Source organism: Azospirillum melinis, assembly GCF_013340935.1.
Taxonomy (GTDB): Bacteria; Pseudomonadota; Alphaproteobacteria; order Azospirillales; family Azospirillaceae; genus Azospirillum; species Azospirillum melinis.
The window spans coordinates 1-23,558 of sequence record NZ_WHOS01000057.1 but is presented as its reverse complement, the minus strand read 5'-3'; the positions used below and the strand labels follow the sequence as shown (position 1 = coordinate 23,558).

Annotated in this window: 23 protein-coding genes; 17 read left to right on the top strand and 6 right to left on the bottom strand. The window is 67.3% G+C overall.

Annotated features, from left to right (window positions below; genetic code table 11):
- Positions 1 to 52 precede the first annotated feature (52 nt).
- From GBZ48_RS28595 to GBZ48_RS28580, 4 genes are all read left to right on the top strand, one after another.
- Complete coding sequence (locus tag GBZ48_RS28595) at positions 53 to 1,189, top strand: acyltransferase family protein (RefSeq protein ID WP_174474139.1); 1,137 nt, start codon at positions 53 to 55, stop codon at positions 1,187 to 1,189.
- 254 nt (positions 1,190 to 1,443) lie between these two features.
- The gene (locus GBZ48_RS28590; RefSeq protein ID WP_174474138.1) at positions 1,444 to 2,022 is read left to right on the top strand and encodes a YgjV family protein; all 579 of its coding nucleotides are present in this window, start codon (positions 1,444 to 1,446) and stop codon (positions 2,020 to 2,022) included.
- Between the two features lie 143 nt (positions 2,023 to 2,165).
- Positions 2,166 to 2,744: a YqaA family protein gene (locus GBZ48_RS28585; RefSeq protein ID WP_085090362.1), complete on the top strand. Its 579-nt coding sequence runs from the start codon at positions 2,166 to 2,168 to the stop codon at positions 2,742 to 2,744.
- Positions 2,745 to 2,777: 33 nt separating this feature from the next.
- Positions 2,778 to 3,623 (top strand): TrmH family RNA methyltransferase, encoded by an 846-nt coding sequence (locus tag GBZ48_RS28580; RefSeq protein WP_174474137.1) that lies wholly within the window; start codon positions 2,778 to 2,780, stop codon positions 3,621 to 3,623.
- 9 nt (positions 3,624 to 3,632) lie between these two features.
- Here the strand turns inward: GBZ48_RS28580 and GBZ48_RS28575 are convergent, their stop codons facing one another.
- Positions 3,633 to 4,094, bottom strand: coding sequence for a hypothetical protein (locus GBZ48_RS28575; protein ID WP_174474136.1), 462 nt, complete (start codon positions 4,092 to 4,094; stop codon positions 3,633 to 3,635).
- A 166-nt stretch (positions 4,095 to 4,260) separates the two neighbouring features.
- Here GBZ48_RS28575 and msrA point away from each other — a divergent pair, with 166 nt between their 5' ends.
- From msrA to GBZ48_RS28550, 5 genes are all read left to right on the top strand, one after another.
- Positions 4,261 to 4,902, top strand: a complete 642-nt coding sequence (msrA, locus tag GBZ48_RS28570; protein WP_174474135.1) for a peptide-methionine (S)-S-oxide reductase MsrA — start codon at positions 4,261 to 4,263, stop codon at positions 4,900 to 4,902.
- Positions 4,903 to 5,055: 153 nt separating this feature from the next.
- Positions 5,056 to 5,601, top strand: coding sequence for a PAS domain-containing protein (locus GBZ48_RS28565; protein WP_174474134.1), 546 nt, complete (start codon positions 5,056 to 5,058; stop codon positions 5,599 to 5,601).
- Positions 5,598 to 7,523, top strand: coding sequence for a DNA translocase FtsK (locus tag GBZ48_RS28560; RefSeq protein ID WP_174474133.1), 1,926 nt, complete (start codon positions 5,598 to 5,600; stop codon positions 7,521 to 7,523). The genes GBZ48_RS28565 and GBZ48_RS28560 overlap by 4 nt, the downstream gene beginning before the upstream one ends.
- A gap of 82 nt (positions 7,524 to 7,605) precedes the next feature.
- Positions 7,606 to 8,106, top strand: coding sequence for a DinB family protein (locus tag GBZ48_RS28555; protein WP_174474132.1), 501 nt, complete (start codon positions 7,606 to 7,608; stop codon positions 8,104 to 8,106).
- Positions 8,103 to 8,717 carry a pyridoxamine 5'-phosphate oxidase family protein gene (locus GBZ48_RS28550; RefSeq protein WP_174474131.1) on the top strand — a complete coding sequence of 205 codons (615 nt, stop codon included), beginning with the start codon at positions 8,103 to 8,105 and terminating at the stop codon, positions 8,715 to 8,717. The genes GBZ48_RS28555 and GBZ48_RS28550 overlap by 4 nt, the downstream gene beginning before the upstream one ends.
- 10 nt (positions 8,718 to 8,727) lie before the next feature.
- Here GBZ48_RS28550 and GBZ48_RS28545 read toward each other — a convergent pair whose 3' ends face one another.
- The gene (locus GBZ48_RS28545; protein WP_281362507.1) at positions 8,728 to 10,686 is read right to left on the bottom strand and encodes a sensor histidine kinase; all 1,959 of its coding nucleotides are present in this window, start codon (positions 10,684 to 10,686) and stop codon (positions 8,728 to 8,730) included.
- Positions 10,687 to 10,897: 211 nt separating this feature from the next.
- Positions 10,898 to 11,641: an MgtC/SapB family protein gene (locus GBZ48_RS28540; protein WP_174474129.1), complete on the bottom strand. Its 744-nt coding sequence runs from the start codon at positions 11,639 to 11,641 to the stop codon at positions 10,898 to 10,900.
- 254 nt (positions 11,642 to 11,895) lie between these two features.
- Between GBZ48_RS28540 and GBZ48_RS28535 the strand changes: the two genes are divergently transcribed.
- From GBZ48_RS28535 to GBZ48_RS28515, 5 genes are all read left to right on the top strand, one after another.
- Complete coding sequence (locus GBZ48_RS28535) at positions 11,896 to 12,090, top strand: periplasmic nitrate reductase, NapE protein (RefSeq protein ID WP_174474128.1); 195 nt, start codon at positions 11,896 to 11,898, stop codon at positions 12,088 to 12,090.
- A 23-nt stretch (positions 12,091 to 12,113) separates the two neighbouring features.
- The gene (locus GBZ48_RS28530) at positions 12,114 to 12,380 is read left to right on the top strand and encodes a chaperone NapD (protein ID WP_174474127.1); all 267 of its coding nucleotides are present in this window, start codon (positions 12,114 to 12,116) and stop codon (positions 12,378 to 12,380) included.
- 94 nt (positions 12,381 to 12,474) lie between these two features.
- Positions 12,475 to 14,976, top strand: coding sequence for a nitrate reductase catalytic subunit NapA (gene napA / locus GBZ48_RS28525; protein WP_174474126.1), 2,502 nt, complete (start codon positions 12,475 to 12,477; stop codon positions 14,974 to 14,976).
- Between the two features lie 14 nt (positions 14,977 to 14,990).
- Positions 14,991 to 15,515 carry a nitrate reductase cytochrome c-type subunit gene (locus GBZ48_RS28520; protein ID WP_174474125.1) on the top strand — a complete coding sequence of 175 codons (525 nt, stop codon included), beginning with the start codon at positions 14,991 to 14,993 and terminating at the stop codon, positions 15,513 to 15,515.
- On the top strand, positions 15,512 to 16,129 hold the full coding sequence (locus GBZ48_RS28515) for a cytochrome c3 family protein (protein ID WP_098738922.1): 618 nt from the start codon (positions 15,512 to 15,514) through the stop codon (positions 16,127 to 16,129). Before GBZ48_RS28520 ends, GBZ48_RS28515 begins: the two co-directional genes overlap by 4 nt.
- 78 nt (positions 16,130 to 16,207) lie before the next feature.
- Here GBZ48_RS28515 and GBZ48_RS28510 read toward each other — a convergent pair whose 3' ends face one another.
- Both GBZ48_RS28510 and GBZ48_RS28505 read right to left on the bottom strand, forming a co-directional pair.
- Positions 16,208 to 16,582, bottom strand: coding sequence for a hypothetical protein (locus GBZ48_RS28510; RefSeq protein ID WP_174474124.1), 375 nt, complete (start codon positions 16,580 to 16,582; stop codon positions 16,208 to 16,210).
- A 12-nt stretch (positions 16,583 to 16,594) separates the two neighbouring features.
- The gene (locus tag GBZ48_RS28505) at positions 16,595 to 17,425 is read right to left on the bottom strand and encodes a PAS domain-containing protein (RefSeq protein WP_174474123.1); all 831 of its coding nucleotides are present in this window, start codon (positions 17,423 to 17,425) and stop codon (positions 16,595 to 16,597) included.
- A 261-nt stretch (positions 17,426 to 17,686) separates the two neighbouring features.
- Here GBZ48_RS28505 and carB point away from each other — a divergent pair, with 261 nt between their 5' ends.
- The gene (gene carB / locus GBZ48_RS28500; protein ID WP_174474122.1) at positions 17,687 to 20,935 is read left to right on the top strand and encodes a carbamoyl-phosphate synthase large subunit; all 3,249 of its coding nucleotides are present in this window, start codon (positions 17,687 to 17,689) and stop codon (positions 20,933 to 20,935) included.
- Positions 20,936 to 21,031: 96 nt separating this feature from the next.
- Complete coding sequence (gene greA, locus GBZ48_RS28495) at positions 21,032 to 21,505, top strand: transcription elongation factor GreA (RefSeq protein WP_012972887.1); 474 nt, start codon at positions 21,032 to 21,034, stop codon at positions 21,503 to 21,505.
- A gap of 48 nt (positions 21,506 to 21,553) precedes the next feature.
- Here greA and GBZ48_RS28490 read toward each other — a convergent pair whose 3' ends face one another.
- A complete protein-coding gene (locus tag GBZ48_RS28490; RefSeq protein ID WP_174474121.1) occupies positions 21,554 to 22,501 on the bottom strand; it encodes a dienelactone hydrolase family protein in 948 nt (315 codons plus the stop codon).
- An 83-nt stretch (positions 22,502 to 22,584) separates the two neighbouring features.
- Here GBZ48_RS28490 and GBZ48_RS28485 point away from each other — a divergent pair, with 83 nt between their 5' ends.
- Positions 22,585 to 23,493, top strand: a complete 909-nt coding sequence (locus GBZ48_RS28485; RefSeq protein WP_246307528.1) for a chromate transporter — start codon at positions 22,585 to 22,587, stop codon at positions 23,491 to 23,493.
- Positions 23,494 to 23,558 lie beyond the last annotated feature (65 nt).

Sequence of the window (23,558 nt, the reverse complement as noted above, 5' to 3'; positions counted from 1 at the left end):
GAACCATTATAGAAAATTTTGAACCTGAAACAGAATTTTGAAAAGCAGAATAATGGAAAAATCCGTCAACATTGCATATCTTCCACGGCTTGACCATCTCCGTGCATTTGCAGCTCTTATCGTTTTATACTACCACTCGTTTCAGCTCCTCCCCCAATCGGCGGGTGGGAACCTGATTGAAGGTTGGGTCCACACAAAAAACCCGTTGCTGGCGATGGTGGTGGAGGGACACACCGGCGTCGCGCTCTTTATGGTGTTATCGGGCTTCATCTTCACATGGGGCGCAAACGGCCGTGAAGTCGCTTATTTCGGCTTCCTGCGGAACCGCTTGCTCCGAATCTACCCTCTCTATGCCTGGCTTCTTCTTGTCGGTATCGCCATGACGCCGGATGCCGTCGATCCGGCCAAAATTCTCGAGATGGCGGTTCCATTCCTGAATGCCGGGAACAAGGCGACCTACGGGGTGGCAACCAGCCTGTTCTGGACGGTCGCCGTCGAGTTCCAGTTTTATCTGATCTTCCCCTTCCTGCTGTCGATCCTGAACCGGCAGGGATGCCGACAACTGGCGTTGATGATCCTGTGCGCATTCGTCTATCGGCTCATCGCCGATCAGTTCGGCGCGAATTCCCGCGCAATCGCCTATTGGACGATCGTCGGACGCATCGATCAGTTCCTGATCGGCATGATCGCGGCCGTGGCGCTGCGCCGCTGCAACGATACTCCACAGGCCGCCTTGTGGCTCGGCCGGGCCTTCCTGCCCGCAATCCTGTTGATGCTGACCATGATCACGGTTTTCCATCGGGCCGGAGGTTATCCGGTGATCGCCACCTGGAAGACAGTCTGGCCCACCGTCGAGGCGGCCGGCTGGGCGCTTGTCATTGTGACCTATCTATCCGTCCGCATTTCCGGTTCCCCCGCTCTGTCGCGGATGACGGCTTATATCGGCTCGATCTCCTATTCCATCTATCTGACCAACTTCATCGTCATCACCCAGATCGGAAGGTACGGAGACATCCTTAAGCTGATGCCGAATCCGCACATCAATGCGCTGCTGGTCTGCACGGCCGTGGTCCTGCCGGCGTCGATCGCCCTTTCCACCCTGACCTATTTCGCCATCGAACAACCGTTCATGAAGATGCGCCGGAAATACATGGTCGAACCGCAACGGCCATTGCGCATGGCCGCCTGATCCGGCCGTTCGCCCGACATGCCGATTTCGCGGTGCAACGTCCGTTTTTTCTTCCATGCGCGCCGTGCAGCCCTGGGCAACCGGAAGCCCGATGGTGCGGCGGGACGAGGCACCGTACATATGGCTCTGTTGCAGCCCGGCGCCAGCGTGACCGAACGGCAACAACCCGTTTTCCCCAACCCCCTCCGGCATCCGGACGGGCCGCAGCCGCGGCGCCGCACCGCCGTGCCTTTGCCCGAGCCGATCCCCCCGCCATGCTGTCCCTCCCCCTGCCAGTCACGGCCGCCGACGCCTTCGGTGCCGCCGCCTTCGCCGGTTCGTGCCTGTGGCCGCTGATGAAGAAGCGCCGTGCCCTGCTGGCCGGGCAGGCTGCCACCAACCTGATGTTCATCACACACTATGTGCTGCTGGGGGCGCACACCGCCGCGGCGCTTTGCCTGCTGGTGGTGGCGCAGGCGCTGGCGGCGCTGCCGGAAGGGCGCAGCCGCTGGCAGACCGCGATCTTCGCGGCAACGGTGCCGGGCGTCGCCGCCATCGCGCTGTTCACCTGGTCCGGCCTGCCCTCGGCGCTGTCCAGCCTGGGCATCACCTTCTCCACGCTGGCCCGCTGGCAGTCGGACGCGGTGCGCATGCGCATTCTCCTGCTGGTGGCCGGCGGTTTCTGGGTCAGCCACAACGCGCTGGTGATGTCGCCCTTCGCCATGGCGTCGGACGCCTTCTGTGCCGCCGCCAACCTGCTGCGCCTGCGCGGCGCACTGCGCAAGGACAAGGCTCCGGCAGCGGTGCCCGCCGCAAATGCCAATGCGCTGCCCTCCGGCGCTGCCGCCGCCTGAACCGGCTTACTGGAACGGGCTAACGCCTCCGGACGGGTTCTCCCTGTCCGGAGGCGGTCGAATTGGGCACTGGCGCACCGGCACCGTCGCGCCTAAAAGAGGCCTCGTGCACCGCAACGGCAGCGACGAAGGACGGCCCAATCATGCTGAAGCGTCTTTACGACTGGACCATGGCCAAGGCCGCGTCGAAGGATTCGACCGCCTGGCTGGCCGGGGTGTCCTTTGCCGAAAGCTCCTTCTTCCCGCTGCCGCCGGACCTGCTGCTGGTGCCGATGGTCATCGCCAACCGCAAGGCGGCGTGGAAGCTGGCGACGATCTGCACGCTGGCCTCGGTGGTCGGCGGCATCGCCGGCTATATGATCGGCTATTTCCTCTACGAGACGATCGGCCGCTGGGTGATCGAATTCTATCACCTGACCGACAAGTTCGAGCAGCTGCGACACACCTTCGTCGAGTACGGCGCGGAGATCCTGATCATCAAGGGCATGACGCCGATCCCCTACAAGCTGCTGACCATCACGGCCGGCGTGGCGCACCTGCCTTTGTGGGTGTTCATCGGCGCCTCGATCATCTCGCGGTCGATCCGCTTCTATCTGGTGGCGGCTCTGCTGTATTTCTTCGGCCCGCCGATCCGAGCCTTCATCGAAAAGCGGCTGACCCTCGTCACCAGCGTGTTCGCGGTGGCGCTGATCGGCGGCTTCCTGGTGGTGAAGCTGCTGTAAGCCGCCACCTTCTTCCAGACAGACAGGACCTCCATGCCTCCGCGCGGGCGCCCGCCCCATCCCAGCCGCGCCCGTTCCCGGACCGCCGCCCCCGCCATCTCGCCCGCACCGTCAGCCCCGGAACCGACCGAATCGCGCAAGCTGTTCCGAGTGGCCGGGCTGGCCGCCGTCTCCGCCCTGTTCTCCCATGAGCCGGAGCGGGTGGAGCGCCTGTTCTTCGACGAGCGGCTGAAACCGGCGGTAGGCGCCTTCTGCAAGGCGATGGCGGCGGCCCGCAAACCCTACCGCATGGTGGAGGCGGAGGAGCTGGCGAAAGTCGCCGGCACGGTTCTGCACGGCGGTGTGGTGGCGCTGATGGCACCGCGGACTCTGCCGCTGTTCGACACCGAGGCCGCGCGCCGGGCGACGGAGCCGCTGCTGATCCTGGACGGCGTCGGCAACCCGCACAATCTGGGCGCCATCCTGCGCACCGCCGCGTTCTTCGGCCTGCCCCGCGTCCTGATCTCCGACCATCCCGGCCAGGCATTGCCGTCCGAGGCAGCCTATCGCGTGGCGGAGGGCGGGTTCGAGTGGGTGGCGCTGGAGCGCGCCCCCACCCTGCCGGCCGTGCTGAAGCGGCTGCGCGCCAGCCACCGGGTGTTCGGAACGGCACTGGACCAGACCCGGCCGACCGTCGATGCCGGCGCGCTGACGGGATGGCGCGGCAAGCAGGGGGCCAAGCCGCCGGCGGTCGTGCTGGGCAACGAGGAGGACGGCATCCCACCGGCCACGCTGGCGGCCTGCGAGGCGGTGCTGACCATCCCCGGCAGCGGCCGCGTCCAGTCGCTGAACGTCGCCGCCACTGCCGCCATCCTCATCCATGCGCTGGCCGCCGGGTAAGGGCTGCCTTCAGCCGAGCGCCGCGATCAGCACCACCGCCACCAGGGCGACGGACGCCAGCGGCAGCAGTTCCACGCCGTTGCGCGTCCAGCTGGGTACGGCGCCATGATGGCTGGCCGCATGGCCGTTCGCGATGTCGTCGGCCCAGCCGTGGCGCGACGGTACCGCACCGGGGGCCGACACCGCCGGGGCGGCCGGGTTCGCCATGTCGACGACGCCGTCGCCGCGGTGATAGTCGCCGGTCTGCCGGGCCAGCGCCGGATTGGGCCGGCCTTGCATCAGGCGGGAATCGTCCAGCTCGACCTCGACCCCGGCCGCCTCGACCCGTTCGATCACCGCGGCGGTTTCCTCCGGCGTCATCGTGTCGACGGGCAGGATGCCGCCCAGCGCTTCGGCGCTCAGCCGGTTGCCGTTGCGGCGGCCATGGTCGATCAGGGATTGGATCAGGCGCTCGTCGGTGGTGCTGGCCATGATTGCTCTCCTTTTTTCAAGTTCCCAGCAGGTCACAAGCTCAAACGCGCGAAACAGCCTGAAGGTTCACCGGCACGCCCACTCCCTGGCGCCACCTTGCCGCAGCCCGGCCGCCACACGACATAAGAGGTCCCTCCAACGGATCGTCATGATGGGAGACCCGACCATGCTGGGGCATTTTCTGCGCAAGCCGGCGACGCTGCCGACGCCGGAGGAGGCGCTGCCCGGCCGCAGCCAACCGATCCCGGTTCCCGAGCAGCACCATGTCAACGGCCATCGCCTGACCGGCCCCTATCCGCCGGGGCTGGAGGTCATCGACCTCGGCCTCGGCTGCTTCTGGGGAGCGGAGCGCAAATTCTGGCAGGTTCCCGGCGTGTGGGTGACCGCCGTCGGCTATCAGGGCGGCCATACCCCCAACCCGACCTATGAGGAGGTCTGCTCCGGCCGTACCGGCCATACCGAGGCGGTGCGCGTCGTCTACGACCCGGCGATGGTGAAGGCGGAGGATCTGCTGCGCGTCTTCTGGGAGTCGCACGATCCGACCCAGGGCATGCGCCAGGGCAACGACGTCGGCACCCAGTACCGGTCCGCCGTCTACACCCACAGCCCCGCCCAGAAGGCGGCAACGGAAGCGACGCTGACGGCCTATCAGGAGCGGCTGGCCCAGGCCGGCTACGGCCCGATCACCACCGAGATCCGCGAGGCGCCGCCTTTCTACTTCGCGGAAGGCTACCACCAGCAGTATCTCGCCAAGAATCCCAACGGCTACTGCGGCTTGGGCGGCACCGGCGTCACCTGTGCCGCGTGACGAAGGGCCGGTGACATCCGGATTGCGGCGCCCCTGCCGGGCTTAGCCCTTGCGGTTGCGCCACACCGGCCCTTGCGGGTATGGTTCGGGCGGCTCTTGAAAGCTCCGGCGGCATCATCCCGCGGGAGCGCCGCCCGTCCAGCTGCGATTGTCATGACCAAGGAAAGAACCGAGCTGGCGACGCCGTATCTCAGCGGCCTGCTCGAATTCTGGCTCACCAAATCCGTCGCCGGCCGGCCGCCGGTCCCCAGCAGCATCGCCCCGGCCGACCTGCGGCCGTGGAAGGACAACATCGCCGTCTTCGAGGTGATCGGGGAGGAAGCCGGCACCTTCGTCTATTCCTATTACGGAAAGGCGCTGGCCACCGCCTTCGGCCAGTCGCGCCTGGGCGCCACGCTGGACGACCTGCCGCCGGAACAGCGGGCATTGCTTCAGCCGGAATATGAGACGGTGCGCCGCGAACGGCTGCCTGTCGCCCGTGTCCACACCGCGGTCTTCGGCGGGCGCACCCGCAGCTTCGAGCGGCTGGTGCTGCCGATGTCCAGCGACGGGGTCAGCATCGACAAGCTGCTGGTCGCCGCCTACGAGATGACGCCGCGCGAGCTGGCGGCACGTCCTCCGATGCAATCCCCGGGGCCGGGCGGCTCCTCCTCCGGTCCAGTCCCCCTCACCGTTCAGAAGCCCGGAGCCTCGGCATGAGCCCGCGTATGCCGCATCTCGCCGCCCCGCCGACCCAGGCGGGCGTGGTGACCGCCGACGAGTTCAATCTGTGGTGCGCGCTGAACGGACGGCCGTTCAATCTCGTCCCCAACCCGCGCCCCGACGGCCGCGTGATGTGGGATGTCGAGGTTCTGCCCGGCACCCCGCGTGCCGGGACCGTCTATTCCACCAACCTGTCGGACGAGGCGCTGGCGGTGGTCGCCGGCTTCGCCTTCCTGTCGGGCGTCGAATGGGCCTATGAGGCGCGCGACCCGGCTGAGGCGGAGGCCCCGGCAGCCCCCTGCGAAGCCGCCCTGGCGGCGGAGGCGGCAACCACCGTCCCCGCCGCAGCCCCGGTGGTGCCCTGCGCGCCCGCCGCTCCGGCCGCGCCGGCGGAGTATCCCGCCGTCTATTCGTTGCCTACCGTCTCGCTGCTGCAGACCCCGCCGCCGCGCCCGGTGCAGCAGCATGACGAGTCGGTGCTGGCCCGCAACGCGCGGATGCTGGAAACCGTCCTGAAGAACTTCCGCGTCCGCGGCGAGATCATGGATGTCCGCCCTGGCCCGGTCGTCACCCTCTACGAGTTCGAGCCGGCGCCCGGCACCAAGTCGGCCACCGTCATCAACCTGACCGACGACATCGCCCGCTCGATGAGCGTGGTCACCGCCCGCATCGCCATCGTTCCCGGCCGCAGCGTCATCGGCGTCGAGCTGCCGAACCCGGTGCGCGAGATGGTATACCTGCGCGAAAGCTTCGACCACGACGCCTTCCGCAACACCACGGCCCAGCTCGCCATCGCGCTCGGCAAGGACATCAGCGGCGAACCGGTGGTGGCAGACCTCGCCCGCATGCCGCATCTGCTGGTCGCCGGCACCACCGGCTCGGGCAAGTCGGTGGCGATCAACACCATGATCCTGTCGCTGCTCTACCGGCTGCCGCCGGAGCGCTGCCGCTTCATCATGGTCGATCCCAAGATGCTGGAGCTGTCGGTCTATGACGGCATCCCGCACCTGCTGACGCCCGTCGTCACCGATCCCAAGAAGGCGGTGGTCGCCCTGCGCTGGGCCGTGCGCGAGATGGAAAGCCGCTACGAGGCGATGTCCAAGCTCGGCGTGCGCAACATCGAGGGTTACAACGCCCGCATGGCCGAGATGATCGCCAATGGCGAGAAGATGCCGCGCCGCACCCCGGCGCCGGGCGAGCCGGAGAACGTCTTCGACCTGACGCCGCAGGAACCGACGCCGCTGCCCTACATCGTCGTGATCGTCGACGAGATGGCCGACCTGATGCTGGTGGCCGGCAAGGAGATCGAGGCGGCGATCCAGCGTCTGGCCCAGATGGCGCGCGCCGCCGGCATCCACCTGATCATGGCGACGCAGCGCCCCTCCGTCGACGTCATCACCGGCACCATCAAGGCCAACTTCCCGACCCGCATCAGCTTCCAGGTCACCAGCAAGATCGACAGCCGCACCATCCTCGGCGAAGCCGGGGCGGAGCAGCTGCTGGGCCAGGGCGACATGCTGTACATGCAGGGCGGCGGCCGCATCACCCGCGTCCACGGTCCCTTCGTCTCCGATTCGGAGGTCGAGGAGATCGTCCAGTATGTGAAGGCCCAGGGCGCTCCCAACTACGTCACCGCCATCACCGAGGAGGAGGAGGAAGCCGCCGCGGTGGAGGATGAGGACGGCGGTTCGGTTGCGACCGGCGACGACCTCTACATGCAGGCCGTCAACCTCGTGGTCCGCGAGGGCAAGGTGTCGGTCAGCTTCATCCAGCGCCAGCTCCAGATCGGCTACAACCGCGCCGCCCGTCTGGTGGAGCGGATGGAGACCGAACGCGTCGTCGGTCCCGCCAACCACCAGGGCAAGCGCGAAGTCCTGCTGTCCCACGCCGGCCTGTCGGCAAAGCGCGCCGGCGTGTGATCGACCCTCCACGCAAGCTCCTCTCCCTCCGGGGAGAGGAGGCCGGCGCCCGATGCGGGAAAAGAGGAAGCAAGAGGTTCCCATGGACCCGAAGCCCCATTTCGAAAGCCTCGCCCGCTACAACCGCTGGGCCAACCGCCGCCTTTACCAGATCGCGGCGCAGCTTTCCGACGCTCAGTTCCGCGAGGACCGCGGCGCCTTCTTCGGCTCTGTCCGCGGCACGCTGAACCATATCCTGGTCGCCGACCGGGTGTGGCTGGAGCGGATCGAGGGAGGGGGGCCGAAACCGTCGTCGCTCGATGAAATCCTCCATGACGACTTCGCCGGCCTGCGCACCGCGCGCGAGGCGGAGGACGAGCGGCTCCTGCGCGTCCTGGCAGCCACCCCGGCGGAGCGGTTCGAGTCGGCCCTCTCCTACCGCAGCATGGCCGGCACGCCACATGAGCTGCCCTTCGTCCAGATCGTCACCCATATCTTCAATCACCAGACCCACCATCGCGGGCAGGCCCACACGCTGCTGAGCCAGTTCGGGCTGGATGCGCCGTCGATCGACTTCGTCTATTTCCTGCTGGAGACGAAATGAGCCGCCCCATCACCGACCTCGCGGCTCTGGAAGCCCTCTATGGCGAGCCGGCCGGCCCCTCCATCGCCAAGGAAGTGCCGGCGCTGACCCCCGGCTACCGCGCGGTGATCGAGGCGTCGCCCTTCTTCGTTCTCGCCACCAGCGGACCGGGCGGGCTGGATGCCTCGCCGCGCGGCGACGGGCCCGGCTTCGTCCGGGTGGCGGACGACCGTACCCTGCTGATCCCCGACCGCCGCGGCAACAACCGCATCGACAGCCTGCGCAACATCCTGGCCGATCCGCGTGTCGGTCTGCTGTTCCTGGTGCCGGGACTGAACGAGACGCTGCGGGTCAACGGCCGCGCCGTGATCGACACCAACCCGGCCTTGTGTGAGAGCTTCGCCGTCGACGGCAAGCCGCCGAAGTCGGTGCTGGTCGTCACCATCGAGGCGGTGTTCTTCCAGTGCGCCCGCGCCCTTTTGCGGTCCCGCCTGTGGGACCCGGCGGTGCAGATCGAGCGCCGCAGCCTGCCGTCGGCGGGGGCCTTGCTGGCAGAGGCCAGCGCCGGGCACGAAGGCGGCGACGCCTACGACCGGTCGCTGGCCGAGCGCATCCCGAAAACCCTGTACTGACCCGGCATCCCTACTGCGCAGCGAGCCTGTCGACGGCCGGCAACCTGATGGTGAAGACAGAGCCCTCATTGTGCTCGCTCTGCACCGACAGCGTTCCGCCATGGGCGGCGACGATCTTCTGCGTCATGTAGAGCCCCAGCCCCGACCCCTTGGTTCCGCGCGACGACGAGGCGCGGAAATAGATCGAGCCGATTCGCTCCACCTCCTCCGGGGTCATGCCGAGGCCCCGGTCGGCGACGCGGATGACGATGCCGCCTCCGTCATCGAAGGCGCTCACCCGGACGGCCGTTTCCGCCGGCGAGTAGCGCAGCGCGTTCTGCACCAGATTGCCGATGGCCACCCCCAGGAAAGGTGCATCGACCAGCATCGGGTGGTCGGGAGCGTTGATCGACAGCTCCAGCCGCTCCTCCGCTTCCGTCCCCGTCAGACCACCCAGCACCTCGTCCATCAACTGGCCCAGCGCCACCGGTTCCGGCTTCAGCGCCAGCGCCCCCTGGTCGAGCGCATCGGAGGACAGGAAAAGATCCACCAGCTCCGCCATCTTGTGGGTGGTGCTGCGGATGCGTTGCAGGCGGGTCAGCGCCGACGGCGACTCCACCGCGCCCGACAGTTCGATCATCTGCGCTGCGCTGTCGATGGCGGCCAGCGGGGTACGGAATTCGTGCGACAGCATCGCGACGAAGCTGCGCTGCTCCTCCGCCCGCTTGGTGGCGAAAGCCGATTCCTCTCGGGCGCGCAGCCGCTCCGCCTGAAGCCTGCCGATGCGCAGGGCCAGACCGGTGCCCAGCACCAGCACCGCCACCATCGAGGCGACCTGATAGGGATCGGCGATGAAGAAATCGGCAGGCAGCGCGCCCCGTAGGATCAGTTGGGCCATGATCAGCCCGGTCAGCGACACCAGAGTGCTGGCCAGATAGAAGCGCGGGCTGAGATCATTCGGGTTCAGCCAGGCCATGCGTGCGGTCAGCACCAGCGCGATCATCACCACGACCAGCGCCGACAGGGTCACCACCGGGTTGGTCAGGGCGTAGAGCGGTGAAACCGTCGTCGGCAATGCCAGCAGCACCAGCAGGGCCAGCCCCTGATAGCAACGCGCCAGCTTTGGCGCCCGGGTCTGCAAATCGAGGATATAGACCCACATGATCAGTGCCGTGGCAAAGCCGAGGAACCCGCTGCTGCCCACCAGCATGTTCATGAGCCAGCCCGGCAGATCCGGCAGCAGGGCTGCGCCGATGCCGTTGGCGAACAGGTAATAGCAGAAGACCGTGGCGACATAGGCAGTGTAGGACAGCAGCGCCCCGTCACGCAGAAGCAGGCCCAGCGCGACATAACCCAGGACCAGGATGCCCAGCACCCCCAGGAAAAACCCCTGGAACAGCAGATCCTCGGTCTGGTGGCTGACATAGGCGGCGGGAGACCACATCCGCGCCGACAGGCGGATGGCGCTGACCGAATCGACACGCAGGTAAAGCGAGACCGGCTTTCCTTCCGGAAGGGTCAGCGGCAGGCTGTGCAGCCGGGTCTTCATCGGCCGCTGGCTGAAGGGAACGAAGTCTCCCAGCCGGACCAGCCGGTAGACGGCAGGATCCTGCGGCCGGCCCGCGGCTCCGCCTGCCTTCGGAATGAAGAGATCGAGATGGTCGATATAGGCCTCGCCCATCTCCAGCAGCCAGTCCGCCGGCGCACCGGGTTCGCGCATCAGGTCGAAGCGGTACCAATGGATGTCGCGGGTCTGGCCGACACCGCGGAAATCCTCACGCGGTTCCATCTGCCCATCGGCGTCGGCCTTCAGGATGGCGGCGAAGTCGAGCTTGCGGTCGGGATCGACCAGCCGGGCGAAATGGCCGGCCAGGGTGGCGCTGGCGGTGGCCGGCCCGAGCCGAAGCGGCTCCACGCCGGAGACCGTGGCGTCGGCTGTGCCGGCAAACCACAGAAGAAGCGCCGTCAGCAGGGCAATCGGCCCCGCCATCCGACGACAGGAAGCGGATGAGGTCGGGGAACCGGCATTGCGCCTGTCACGGCCGTTCTGCCGGGCAGAATGGCGGCGATTCCAGCCCCACCATTCCCTGCCGTTGTTCGCGTCCTTCATCATAGCGGGCTATCGATAAAGATAAAGTTTTAGGAAAAGATTAAGCTTGTATGCATTTCGTCCTTCCAACTCTTCTGGCTCCCGGCCATCGTCAGATGCGTGAAGGGGACAGCTTGAACTCGACCACCGTGTCGGTGGAGGCAAGGGCGCTGACGAGCGCCATCGGATCGGGGTCGCCTCTCCCCTGAAGCACCAGCTGGCACTCGAACTGGCCGCTGCCGTTGGCGAGGTGGAAGGCCCAGTCGACCACTTCGAACCCATGCTTCTTGGCCTGCGCCCGCAATTCCTCCGGCGGCGGAGCCTTGTCGCGCGGGAAGACCAGCGTCAGGTGGACCACCGACTGGTGGGGCAACAGCCGTTCGACCGGCCGCAGCAGGCTCATCACCAGGATGGTCAACAGCGCCGCGGCGATAGCGACCGCATAGAAGCCGAGTCCGATGACGATGCCGATGGCCGAGGTCGCCCAGATCGATGCGGCGGTGGACAGGCCGCGGATCGACAGCCCCTCGCGCATGATGACCCCGGCGCCGAGGAAGCCGATGCCGGTGACGATGCCCTGGATCACCCGCGTCGGATCGCCGGTCAGGGCGGTCGCGTGCGGCGCCCCCTGCGTCCCAATGCCGCCATACCACATGGAGGGGTAGGCGTTGACCACCGTCAGCGCGGCCGATGCCAGGCAGACCAGCCCATAGGTCCGCATCCCGGCCGCCCGCCCGTGATAGCTGCGCTCGTACCCCAGCAGCAGCCCGACCGCCAAGGCTCCCAAAAGATGCAACAGGATCAACCCGTTGGTCGCCAACTCGGCCGGCGACCAGTAGGAGCGCAGCAAATCCATGGCCCATTCCATTCCCGATCGAGGCTTCCGATGAAGACCTCGACCGCAGTCTAGCGCAGCCCGGGCCGTGGCGCCCGCGTGGCGGAAGGCGCCATTCCGTCACAGCCCGCAAATGGCCCCACTTGACCTGAGTCAATTCGCACCCGCCAGAAAGTATCGATACTAAGGGCCGAAAACCAGTACCTAAGGACCAGCCGCAAGGGCTGGCACCGGGACCGGTTCGACCTGTTCCCGCTCCGACCGAGAGTGCCGCCATGAGGCCCATCCCCTCCCCCGTCCTGTCCCATCCGTCCGACCGGAAGGCGACCGACTCCGCACCGGCCCCGACCCGCCGGGCCGAAGGGCTGATGTTCCTGTCGCTGGCAGTGCTGGTCTGGCCGGTGATCGCCGTCGGTACCGTCTCCGCCTACGGCTTCTCGATCTGGATGTACCAGCTCCTCACCCACTGAGCCCAGCGCTCCCCAGGACCGACATGCCCCGCGCCCCCGAAGTCCACATCTCCAGCCTCGTCATCCAGCACAGCCCCGACCGCACCGACGCCGTGCGCGAGGCAGCGGCCTCCGTCGCCGGGCTGGACTGGTGTGCCGCGGAGAACGGCAAGGCGGTGGTGACGCTGGTCACCGCCAGCGCGGCCGAGGTCGTCGACCGCATCGCCCTGCTGAACGCCATTCCCGGCGTTCACACCACCACCATGGTCTACCACCACTACGAACCCGCGGACGCGATCGACGCAGCCTGACGCCCCTCCCCAGGACCGTCACCCGGATCGTCACCCAGGCGCGCCGTTTCCGCCTTTTCCCGACCGAATTTCCTCCGAACCTGGAGTCCTCCTCATGTTTCTGTCCCGCCGCGATTACCTGAAGGCGCAAGCCGCCGCTGCCGCCGCCGCGGCGGCCGGAATCTCGCTGCCCGCGTCCGCTGCCAACCTCCTGACCGGCGAAGGCGCCAAGCTGACCTGGTCGAAGGCCCCCTGCCGGTTCTGCGGCACCGGCTGCGGCGTGATGGTCGGCGTCAAGGACGGCCGCGTCGTCGCCACCCATGGCGACGTGAAGGCCGAGGTGAACCGCGGCCTGAACTGCGTGAAGGGCTATTTCCTGTCCAAGATCATGTATGGCGAGGACCGGCTGAACCAGCCGCTGCTGCGCATGAAGGACGGGAAGTTCGATAAGGACGGCGAGTTCGAGCCGATCAGCTGGGACGCCGCCTTCGACATCATGGCCGCCAAGTGGAAGGAGACCCTGAAGAAGAAGGGTCCGACCGCCGTCGGCATGTTCGGCTCCGGCCAATGGACCATCTATGAGGGCTATGCCGCCTCCAAACTGATGAAGGCCGGCCTGCGCTCCAACAATCTCGACCCGAACGCCCGTCACTGCATGGCATCGGCAGTGGCCGGCTTCATGCGCACCTTCGGCATGGACGAGCCGATGGGCTGCTATGACGACATGGAGCAGGCCGACGCCTTCGTGCTGTGGGGCTCCAACATGGCGGAGATGCACCCCATCCTGTGGACGCGCGTCACCGACCGCCGCCTCAGCCATCCCGGCTGCAAGGTCGCCGTGCTCTCCACCTACGAGCATCGCAGCTTCGACCTCGCCGACATCGGCCTGGTCTTCACCCCCGGCTCCGACCTGGCGATCCTGAACTACATCGCCAACCACATCATCAAGACCGGCCGGGTGAACAAGGAGTTCGTCGAGAAGCACTGCAACTTCAAGCGCGGGCGCGACGACATCGGCTATGGCCTGCGTCCCGACAACCCCTTGGAGAAGAAGGCGAAGAACGCCGACAAGGCCAACGACTCCGACCCGATCAGCTTCGACGAGTTCGCCAAGTTCGTCGAACCCTACACGCTGGACAAGGCCCACGAGCTGTCGGGCGTGCCGAAGAACCGGCTGGAGGCGCTGGCCGAGCTGTATGCCGACCCGAAGGTGAAGGTCGTGTCCTTCTGGACCATGGGCTTCAACCAGCATGTCCGCGGCGTCTGGGCCAACAACCTCGTCTACAACATCCACCTGCTGACCGGCAAAATCTCCCAGCCCGGCTGCGGCCCCTTCTCGCTGACCGGCCAGCCGTCGGCCTGCGGCACCGCGCGCGAGGTCGGCACCTTCTCGCACCGGCTGCCCGCCGACATGGTGGTGACCAACCCCGAGCACCGCAAACACGCCGAGGAGATCTGGAAGCTGCCGGAGGGGACCATCCCCGACAAGGTCGGCTACCACGCCGTCCAGCAGGACCGCATGCTGAAGGACGGCAAGCTCAACGCCTACTGGGTCATGTGCAACAACAACATGCAGACGGCCCCGAACACGGCCAAGGAGACCTTCCCCGGCTACCGCAACCCGGAAAACTTCATCGTCGTCTCCGATCCCTACCCCACCGTGACGGCGCTGGCCGCCGACCTGATCCTGCCCACCGCCATGTGGGTGGAGAAGGAGGGCGGTTACGGCAATGCCGAGCGCCGCACCCAGCTGTGGCGCCAGCTGGTCGATGCGCCCGACGGCGCGCGGTCCGACCTGTGGCAGATCATGGAGTTCTCCAAGCGCTTCCGCATCGAGGAGGTGTGGCCGGAGGATCTCTTGAACAAGAAGCCGGAGCTGCGCGGCAAGACGCTGTACGAGGTGCTGTTCCGCAACGGCCAGGTCGACCGCTTCCCGCTGTCCGACCTCGACCCGACCTACAACAACCAGGAGGCCCAGGACGCCGGCTTCTATGTCCAGAAGGGGCTGTTCGAGGAATACGCTTCCTTCGGCCGCGGCCACGGCCACGATCTGGCGCCCTTCGAGCAGTACCACCAGGAACGCGGCCTGCGCTGGCCGGTGGTGGACGGCAAGGAGACCAAGTGGCGCTACCGCGAGGGCTCCGATCCGTATGTGAAGGCCGGCGAGGGCATGCGCTTCTATGGCAACAAGGACGGCAAGGCCAACGTCTTCGCCCTGCCCTACGAGCCGCCGGCCGAAGCGCCCGACACCGACTATCCCTTCTGGCTCAGCACCGGCCGCGTGATCGAGCACTGGCACAGCGGATCGATGACGCTCCGCGTGCCGGAACTGCGCAAGGCCTTCCCCAATGCCGTGGTGTTCATGCACCCCGACGACGCCAAGGATCTCAACGTCCGGCGCGGGCAGGAGGTGCGCGTCACCTCCCGGCGCGGCGAGGTCCGGGTGCGGGTCGAGACGCGCGGGCGCAACAAGCCGCCGCGCGGCCTAGTCTTCGTCCCCTTCTTCGACCACACGGTCCTCATCAACAAGGTGACGCTCGACGCCACCGACCCCATCAGCAAGCAGACCGACTACAAGAAATGCGCGGTCAAGATCACGCCAGTCCTGAACGCCTGAGGAGTGCCGGCATCATGAAGACCCGTTTCCTGATCGCCGCGCTGGCCTTGCTGGCCGGCATCCCGGCCCTGACCATCGGCGTCACCTCCGGTGTTGTCGCCGCCGACAAGCATGTCGTGATGGCGGACGCCACCGGCACCGTGGGGGGGATCAAGGTCCCCTCCACCAACCATCCGATCACCGCGGATGTCCCGGCCGAAGCGACCCACCGCGAGATCACCGACGACCAGAAGCGCGTGCGCAACTACGCCGACCAGCCGCCGCTGATCCCGCATGCCATCCGCGACTATCAGATCGACCTGAACATCAACAAGTGCCTGACCTGCCACGACCGCCGCAACACGGCCGGCTCGCAGGCGCCGATGCTGTCGGTCACCCATTTCCAGGACCGTGACGGCCAGACGCTGGGCACGGTGGCGGCGCGCCGCTACTTCTGCACCCAGTGCCATGTGCCGCAGACCGACGCCCAGCCGATCGTTCCCAACAGCTTCCAAGACTTCGACTCGGTCCTGGGCCATGCCCAAGGCGGCCAGAAATGAAAATCCGCGACGCCGTGCTGTGCCTGTGGCGGCTGTTCGCCCGCCCTAGCGTCCATTTCAGCCTGGGTTTCCTGACGCTGGGCGGCTTCATCGCCGGCGTGGTGTTCTGGGGCGGCTTCAATACCGCGCTGGAGGCCACCAACAAGGAAGCCTTCTGCATCAGCTGCCACGAGATGCGCGACAATCCCTATGAGGAGCTTAAGCAGACCATCCACTTCACCAACCGGTCCGGCGTGCGCGCCAGCTGCCCCGATTGCCACGTCCCGCACCAGTGGACCGACAAGATCGCCCGCAAGATGCAGGCGTCGAAGGAGGTCTGGGGCAAGATCTTCGGCACCATCGACACCCGCGAGAAGTTCCTGGACAAGCGCCGCGAACTGGCCGAGCACGAATGGGCGCGGCTGAAATCGAACAACTCGCTGGAATGCCGGAACTGCCACAGCGCGGACTCGATGGACATCACCAAGCAGAACCCCCGTGCCGCCAAGATGCACGAGACCTATCTGTTCACCGGCCAGAACACCTGCATTGACTGCCATAAGGGCATCGCCCACCACCTGCCCGACATGCAGGGGATCGAGCCGGGCTGGAGCATGAAGACCAGCCAGAAGTAAGGATCAGGTTGCTGCAACGGCCCCGCTTCCTGAAGGAGCGGGGCCGTCGGTGTTTAAGGGGAAACCACCGACGATGCCTCACCCCAGCTTCGCCACCACCGACAGCGCCAGCAGCGTCACCAGCACCGCCTCGCCAAGCCCGACCAGCCCACGCAGCCCCAGTGCCACCCACCAGCTCGCCCAGTCGCGGCGATGGCGGACCTCCTTCAGCAGGCGTTCCTGGATGCCGGCGACGGTGCGGCGGGCCGACAGGCTGGCGATGCCGCCGATCAGCGCCACCAGCCCGGTGCCCAGCACGAAATACAGGGCACCCTTCCAGCCGGCAAAATGGTCGGGGTCGTTCAGGTAATGCCCGGCGCCGACAACGATCCACACCGCCGCCGGCCAGACGCCGACGATCTCCGGGCCGGGCCCTTCTCCCTTCGGTCCTTCTCCGCTTGGCGCATCGCCCATCGCCGCCCCTCCTCAACCACCCGGCACGTGGCGGTAGGCAAGCACGCGCGTCGCCGGCCCGCCTTCCACGTCGGCCAGCGGCAGCAGCAGCTCGACGAACTTCGCCCCCGGCAGCATCGGGTCATCGCGCACCAGCAGGCAGCGCGGCTCGCCGCTTTCCAGGCAGGCGCGCAGGTCGGACAGCCAGCGCTGCGCCGCCTGCTCCGGGTGGCAGTCGGTCACCCGCCGCGTCGTCGGCCGCTCGGCCAGCCGGCGCTGCAGGGCGCGGCCGCAAGACTTGTAGACGAAATCGCTGCCGTCGGCGGTCGGCTCCATCAGGGCGGTGCGCGGAACGCTTTCCCGCACCTGGGCGGTGTCGATCTCGCTTGCCAGCGGCATGCGGCGCTTGCGCTTCAGCCTCACCCAGTGGGTGTAGAGGATACGGACCTGCGGCGTCTGTTCCACGTCGATAACGTCGGCCCGGCAGGGCGGCGGCGGCAGGTCCAGAACCGGAGTCGCCACCGGCGCCGACGCGAAGGCCGCTGCCGCCGGTACCGGCTGGGAAACCAGCTGCGGAATGGGCCGCGAGGCCGCGGCGGTGACAAGCGTGTGCGCCTGCCCCGCCGGCATGTGGCCGATCCGGCCGCCATGCTTTTTCAGCATCGGCAGCGGCGCCCAGGCGGTGCAGGTGTGATAGCCCTTGGTGATGCGGCGGTAGTCCTGGCTGCTGGCGGTGCGGCACTCCCCCTCCACCCCGTGGCGGGCGACATGCACCAGCGTGTTGTCCTCCGACAGCGCACGTTCGCCGCCCCACGAGACGCAGGCGGCGCAGGCGCGGCTGTCCTTGGCGAATGCGTGGCTCATCGGGGCGTATCTCCAATGGGTATGCGAAATGGGAGAAGGGGAATTGATGCGTCCCTTTCCCCCGCGGTTCAAGGCCCGCATGGGGCGGCGGTGCCGCGCCCGAGATTCAGTCATGCGAGGGTGACATCCATGCCACCCCTTCCCCCCCGGCCCGGAACCCCCTATAAGGGGGCCTTGCACGACATGCCCATCCCGCTCTCCGTCTCCGGTCCTCCGGTGCCGGGGGGTTTTCGGCTGACCACATTTCAGAGAAGCGGACCCATGCCCAAACGCACCGACATCAAATCCATCTGCATCATCGGCGCGGGTCCGATCGTCATCGGACAGGCTTGCGAGTTCGACTATTCCGGCGTTCAGGCGTGCAAGGCGCTGCGCGAGGAAGGCTACCGTGTCATCCTCGTCAACTCCAACCCGGCCACCATCATGACCGACCCCGGTCTGGCCGACGCCACCTACATCGAGCCGATCACCCCGGCGGTCGTCGCCAAGATCCTGGAGAAGGAGCGTCCCGACGCCCTGCTGCCGACCATGGGCGGCCAGACCGCGCTGAACACGGCGATGGCGCTGTCCGACGACGGCACGCTGGAGCGGCTCGGCGTGGAGATGATCGGCGCCAAGCGCGACGTCATCGCCAAGGCCGAGGACCGCATCCTGTTCCGCGACGCCATGGACAAGCTGGGCCTGGAATCGCCGAAGTCGCGCATGGTCCGCACGCTGGACGAGGCGATGGAGGCTCTGGAGCTCGTCGGTCTGCCCGCCATCATCCGTCCCAGCTTCACCCTGGCCGGCACCGGCGGCGGCATCGCCTACAACCGGGCGGAGTTCGAGGACATCGTGCGCGGCGGCCTGCGTGCCAGCCCGGTCGGCGAGGTGCTGATCGAGGAATCGGTGCTGGGCTGGAAGGAATACGAGATGGAGGTCGTGCGCGACGGCGCCGACAACTGCATCATCGTCTGCGCCATCGAGAACATCGACCCGATGGGCGTCCACACCGGCGACTCGATCACCGTGGCGCCGTCGCTGACGCTGACCGACAAAGAATACCAGATCATGCGCGACGCCTCGATCGCCGTGCTGCGCGAGATCGGCGTGGACACCGGCGGCTCGAACGTGCAGTTCGCGGTCAACCCGGCCAACGGCCGCCTGATCGTCATCGAGATGAATCCGCGCGTGTCGCGTTCCTCGGCGCTGGCGTCGAAGGCCACCGGCTTCCCCATCGCCAAGATCGCCGCCAAGCTGGCCGTCGGCTACCGGCTGGACGAGCTGACCAACGACATCACCGGCACCACGCCCGCGAGCTTCGAGCCGACGATCGACTACGTCGTCACCAAGATGCCGCGCTTCACCTTCGAGAAGTTCAAGGGCTCGGAGCCGCTGCTGACCACCTCGATGAAGTCGGTGGGCGAGGCGATGTCCATCGGCCGCACCTTCCAGGAGTCGGTGCAGAAAGCCCTGCGCTCGATGGAGACCGGCCTGACCGGCTTCAACGAGGTGAAGATCGGCGGGGAGGAGAACCCGGACCGCACCGCCATCCGCGGCGCGCTCGCCACCCCGACCCCCGACCGCCTGCTGGTGATCGCCCAGGCCTTCCGCCACGGCTTCACCGTGGACGAGGTGCAGGCCGTCTCCAAATACGACCCGTGGTTCCTCGAGCAGATCAAGGAGATCACCGACCGTGAGGCGGCGATCCGCGCCGGCGGCCTGCCGACCGACAAGGCCGGCTGGCTCAAGCTGAAGCAGATGGGCTTCTCCGACGCCCGTCTGGCCGAACTGGCCAAGACCACCGAAGCCGCCGTCGCCGCCGCCCGCCGCATGGCCGGCGTCACCCCGGTCTACAAGCGCATCGACACCTGCGCCGCCGAGTTCGCGTCCGCCACCCCCTACATGTACTCGACCTACGAGACCGACGGGACCGGCGAGGCCGAGTGCGAATCGGACCCGACCGAGTCGAAGAAGGTCGTCATCCTCGGCGGCGGCCCGAACCGCATCGGCCAGGGCATCGAGTTCGACTATTGCTGCGTCCATGCCGTCTACGCCCTGCAGGAGGCCGGCATCGAGACCATCATGGTCAACTGCAACCCGGAGACCGTCTCCACCGACTACGACACCGCCGACCGCCTGTATTTCGAGCCGCTGACGGCCGAGGACGTGGTGGAGCTGGTGCGGGTCGAGCAGCGCAAGGGCACCGTCCTGGGCTGCATCGTGCAGTTCGGCGGCCAGACCCCGCTGAAGCTCGCCGCAGCATTGGAGGCCGCCGGCATCCCGATCCTGGGCACCTCGCCCGACGCCATCGACCTGGCCGAGGACCGCGAGCGCTTCCAGAAGCTGCTGCACGAGCTGAACCTGAAGCAGCCGGCCAACGGGCTGGCCCGCTCGCTGGAGGAGGCCGAGGCGGTCGCCGCCCGTATCGGCTTCCCCGTCGTCATCCGTCCGTCCTACGTGCTGGGCGGCCGGGCAATGGAGATCGTCCACGATATGGCCGGGCTCCAGCGCTACATGGGCACCGCCGTGCAGGTGTCGGGCAAGAACCCGGTGCTGATCGACAGCTACCTCCAGGACGCCATCGAGGTCGACGTCGACGTCGTCTGCGACGGCGAGACGGTCTATGTCGCCGGCGTGATGGAGCATATCGAAGAGGCCGGCATCCATTCCGGCGACAGCGCCTGCGCCCTGCCGCCCTACACGCTGCCGGCCGACACCATCGCCGAGATCAACCGCCAGTCGGACGCGCTCGCCCGCGCGCTCAAGGTGGTCGGCCTGATGAACGTGCAGTTCGCGGTCAAGGCCGGCACCGTCTACATCCTGGAGGTCAACCCGCGCGCCAGCCGCACGGTGCCCTTCGTCGCCAAGGCCACCGGCACCGCCATCGCCAAGATCGCGGCCCGCATCATGGCCGGCGAGAAGCTGTCCGCCTTCACGCTGAACGGCCCGACCCCGCCGCACACCGCGGTTAAGGAAGCGGTCTTCCCCTTCGCCCGCTTCCCCGGCGTCGACATCGTGCTGGGTCCGGAGATGAAGTCGACGGGCGAGGTCATGGGCCTCGACCACAACTTCGCGCTGGCCTTTGCCAAGGCGCAGCTCGGCGCCGGCGTCACCCTGCCGGTCAAGGGCAGCGTCTTCGTCTCGGTCAAGGACCACGACAAGCCGGCGCTGGCGGTGATCTCCAAGAAGCTGCACGAGATGGGCTTCCGCATCCTCGCCACGTCCGGCACCGCCAAGGTGCTGAGCGATGCCGGCGTGCCGGCGGAAACCATCAACAAGGTGGTCGAAGGCCAGCCGCACATCGTCGACGCCATGATCAACGGCGACGTGCATTTGGTCATCAACACCACGGAAGGCGCCCAGGCCCTGTCCGACAGCTTCAGCCTGCGTCGCACCGCGCTGACCTACAACATTCCGTACTATACGACGGTGGCAGGAGCACGCGCAGCGGTGGAAGCGATTGCCGCACTCCGGAACGGCAGCCTTGAAGTCGCCCCGTTGCAGTCGTACCTTAGCGGATCGTATTAAGGACGGACGACGGCGCGGCGGACCTCCTCCGCGCCGTCTTCGTCCTTGATGTCGCTTTGGACAGGTCGAACGACTGCAAGCGGTGATGGACCGAACATGGAAAAAGTTCCGATGACAGCGGCGGGCTTCAACCGCCTCCAGGAGGAATTGAAGCACCTTAAGATCACCGAACGCCCGGCGGTCATCAAAGCCATCGCGGAAGCCCGCGAACATGGCGACCTTTCGGAAAACGCCGAGTATCACGCGGCGCGCGAACGTCAGAGCTTCATCGAAGGCCGCGTGCTGGAGTTGGAGGACAAGATCAGCCGTGCCGAGGTCATCGACCCGGCCAAGCTGACCGGCAGCACTGTGAAGTTCGGCGCGACCGTGACCCTGGCCGACCAGGACACGGACGAGGAGACGACCTATCAGATCGTCGGCCAGGACGAGAGCGACATCAAGAACCGCCTTCTGTCGATCCAGGCGCCGCTGGCCCGCGCCCTGATCAACAAGTCCGTCGGCGACAGCGTCGAGGTGTCCACCCCCGGTGGTTCCAAGCTGTACGAGATCGTTTCGGTCGAGTTCCGTTGACGTTTCGACCGCCCTCTCCCACGCCGGGAGAGGGCGGTCGAACTCCCCTCACCCCCCAAGCTTTTCCTTGAAGAAGTCGTTCACCCGCCGGATTGCGTCCGAGCGGGCGTCTTCGTCCGTGCCGACATGGGCGGTGCCGCCGGGAGCGGTAGCAAGGTCCTTGCGCTTGCGCACCGGGGCGTCCGGCGCGTCGAAGCCGTGATAGGCGTCGGGATAGACCACCAGATCGACCTTGCCTTTGACCCCGTCGCGCCCGGACAGCTCGACGCAGCTCTCCGGCGGCGTCCAGTCGTCCTTGCCGCCGACCAGCAGCAGCATCGGGCCGTCGGGCTGCCAGTCCTCCTTGCTCAACGCCGCCTTGCAGCCGGGGTAGAAAGCGACGGCGGCGCGGAAGCCGCCCTCCTCGGTCCCGGCCGGCCCATCCTCGCCGGCGCCATAAGCGACCATCACGGTGCTCGCTCCCTGCGACCAGCCGATCAGACCGATGCGGTCATGGTCGACTTCCGGCCGCTTGCGCAGGAAGGCCAGTGCCGCCCATGCATCGCGCTTGCGCTCCACCGTGGCGCGGACGGTACGGTCCTTCAGCGCGGTGGTGCAGACTTCCTCCACATCGCGCGGACCGAAGCTGTCAACCATCAGCACCTCGTAGCCCTGCCGCTGCAGGTGGGTGGCCCACCAGACATGGCGCGGCGACACCCGGCCATTGCGGGCATAAAGGCCGCCGCAGCCATGCAGCATCACCACCGCCGGGTGCGGGCCATTACCCGCAGGGCGCAGCAGCCGGCCGCTCAGCATCGTCGGCGTGCCGCCGGTCAAATCGCCGTCGACGGACGGAAAGCGCACGATCTCCTCGGCATGGACACCGACCGCGGCCTGCGCGGGCGCCGCCGACAGGGTCAGCCCCCCAACCGCGATCACGCCCGCCGCGATTCCCCCGGCACCGGCATACAGCACCGCCCCCAACACAGCCGCAAGACCGCGGGTGGAAGCCTTCATTCTGCAGCGTCCCCGACCTCCGGCGCCTGCCCCGACGGCGGCGCTCGCGGTTGCAATATTAAACCTCCGCGATGCGGAAGGCCATGGGCGCCCGGCATTTGTCCCTGCGGACGCGTCGGCCCGCCCCTCCGCCAGACGGCGAAAGCTGCCTTGCCGCCGCGGTCTGGCGCCTGGGCCGCCGCACGCTGAAGGGGCCGGCCGCCGGCGCCCTGGCCGGTGCCGCCTTCCCGGTGCTGACGCTGCTGCACCTGCCCTTCCCACTGGTGATCGGCGTCGCGGCTGTGATCGGCGGGGTGGCGGCGCGTACGGGCCGCCGCTGGTTCGCCCATCCGTATCCGGCGGGCGACGATGGCTCCGACGGCGGTTCCACCACCGACCTGACGGCGGAGCCCGCTCCGAATGCCGGCCGGCTGCTTACCCTGCTGGTGCTGGGCTTGGTTCTGTGGGCGGTGCCGGTGGGGGCGGTCCTGCTGGCCATCGGTGCCGATCCCTGGCGCGGCATCGCGGCGCTGTTCACCAAGGCCGCCTTCATCACCTTCGGCGGCGCCTATGCCGTGCTGCCCTACATTGCCGGACAGGCGGTGGATACCCATGGCTGGCTTAGCCCGCGGGAGATGATCGACGGGCTGGCGCTGGCCGAGACGACGCCGGGGCCGCTGATCCTGGTTACACAGTATGTCGGTTTCTTCGCCGGCTGGAACCGGCCGGGCGCGCTGTCGCCGGCGCTGGCGGGAACGCTGGGAGCGGCGCTGACGACCTACGTCATCTTCCTGCCCTGCTTCCTGTTCATCTTCGCCGGCGCCCCCTATCTGGAGCGGCTGATCCACAACCGCCTGGCCGCAGGTGCGCTGGCCGCCATCGCCGCGGCGGTGGTGGGGATGATCCTGAACCTGGGCGTCTATCTGGGAATGGCGGTGCTGCTGCCGGACGGACAGCATACGGCCGGCAGCCTGATCTGGGCCTGGCTCTTATTCACCTCTCCGAGACCATGAGGCCGTACTCGATATCGCATGCCGCTTTCTGGTTGCAAAAGAAACCGTCAACAGGCAACTTCATT

Excerpts from the sequence above, each read along its gene's own strand:
- msrA (WP_174474135.1), top strand. The coding sequence starts at position 4,261 with ATGCTGGGGCATTTTCTGCGCAAGCCGGCGACGCTGCCGACGCCGGAG.
- GBZ48_RS28590 (WP_174474138.1), top strand. The coding sequence starts at position 1,444 with ATGCTGTCCCTCCCCCTGCCAGTCACGGCCGCCGACGCCTTCGGTGCC.
- GBZ48_RS28485 (WP_246307528.1), top strand. The coding sequence starts at position 22,585 with ATGGGCGCCCGGCATTTGTCCCTGCGGACGCGTCGGCCCGCCCCTCCG.
- GBZ48_RS28595 (WP_174474139.1), top strand. The coding sequence starts at position 53 with ATGGAAAAATCCGTCAACATTGCATATCTTCCACGGCTTGACCATCTC.
- GBZ48_RS28540 (WP_174474129.1), bottom strand. The coding sequence starts at position 11,641 with ATGGATTTGCTGCGCTCCTACTGGTCGCCGGCCGAGTTGGCGACCAAC.
- GBZ48_RS28530 (WP_174474127.1), top strand. The coding sequence starts at position 12,114 with ATGCCCCGCGCCCCCGAAGTCCACATCTCCAGCCTCGTCATCCAGCAC.
- GBZ48_RS28550 (WP_174474131.1), top strand. The coding sequence starts at position 8,103 with ATGAGCCGCCCCATCACCGACCTCGCGGCTCTGGAAGCCCTCTATGGC.
- GBZ48_RS28510 (WP_174474124.1), bottom strand. The coding sequence starts at position 16,582 with ATGGGCGATGCGCCAAGCGGAGAAGGACCGAAGGGAGAAGGGCCCGGC.
- GBZ48_RS28520 (WP_174474125.1), top strand. The coding sequence starts at position 14,991 with ATGAAGACCCGTTTCCTGATCGCCGCGCTGGCCTTGCTGGCCGGCATC.
- GBZ48_RS28535 (WP_174474128.1), top strand. The coding sequence starts at position 11,896 with ATGAGGCCCATCCCCTCCCCCGTCCTGTCCCATCCGTCCGACCGGAAG.
- carB (WP_174474122.1), top strand. The coding sequence starts at position 17,687 with ATGCCCAAACGCACCGACATCAAATCCATCTGCATCATCGGCGCGGGT.
- GBZ48_RS28575 (WP_174474136.1), bottom strand. The coding sequence starts at position 4,094 with ATGGCCAGCACCACCGACGAGCGCCTGATCCAATCCCTGATCGACCAT.
- GBZ48_RS28490 (WP_174474121.1), bottom strand. The coding sequence starts at position 22,501 with ATGAAGGCTTCCACCCGCGGTCTTGCGGCTGTGTTGGGGGCGGTGCTG.
- GBZ48_RS28585 (WP_085090362.1), top strand. The coding sequence starts at position 2,166 with ATGCTGAAGCGTCTTTACGACTGGACCATGGCCAAGGCCGCGTCGAAG.
- GBZ48_RS28515 (WP_098738922.1), top strand. The coding sequence starts at position 15,512 with ATGAAAATCCGCGACGCCGTGCTGTGCCTGTGGCGGCTGTTCGCCCGC.
- greA (WP_012972887.1), top strand. The coding sequence starts at position 21,032 with ATGGAAAAAGTTCCGATGACAGCGGCGGGCTTCAACCGCCTCCAGGAG.
- GBZ48_RS28555 (WP_174474132.1), top strand. The coding sequence starts at position 7,606 with ATGGACCCGAAGCCCCATTTCGAAAGCCTCGCCCGCTACAACCGCTGG.
- GBZ48_RS28505 (WP_174474123.1), bottom strand. The coding sequence starts at position 17,425 with ATGAGCCACGCATTCGCCAAGGACAGCCGCGCCTGCGCCGCCTGCGTC.
- GBZ48_RS28545 (WP_281362507.1), bottom strand. The coding sequence starts at position 10,686 with ATGGCGGGGCCGATTGCCCTGCTGACGGCGCTTCTTCTGTGGTTTGCC.
- GBZ48_RS28580 (WP_174474137.1), top strand. The coding sequence starts at position 2,778 with ATGCCTCCGCGCGGGCGCCCGCCCCATCCCAGCCGCGCCCGTTCCCGG.
- GBZ48_RS28560 (WP_174474133.1), top strand. The coding sequence starts at position 5,598 with ATGAGCCCGCGTATGCCGCATCTCGCCGCCCCGCCGACCCAGGCGGGC.
- napA (WP_174474126.1), top strand. The coding sequence starts at position 12,475 with ATGTTTCTGTCCCGCCGCGATTACCTGAAGGCGCAAGCCGCCGCTGCC.
- GBZ48_RS28565 (WP_174474134.1), top strand. The coding sequence starts at position 5,056 with ATGACCAAGGAAAGAACCGAGCTGGCGACGCCGTATCTCAGCGGCCTG.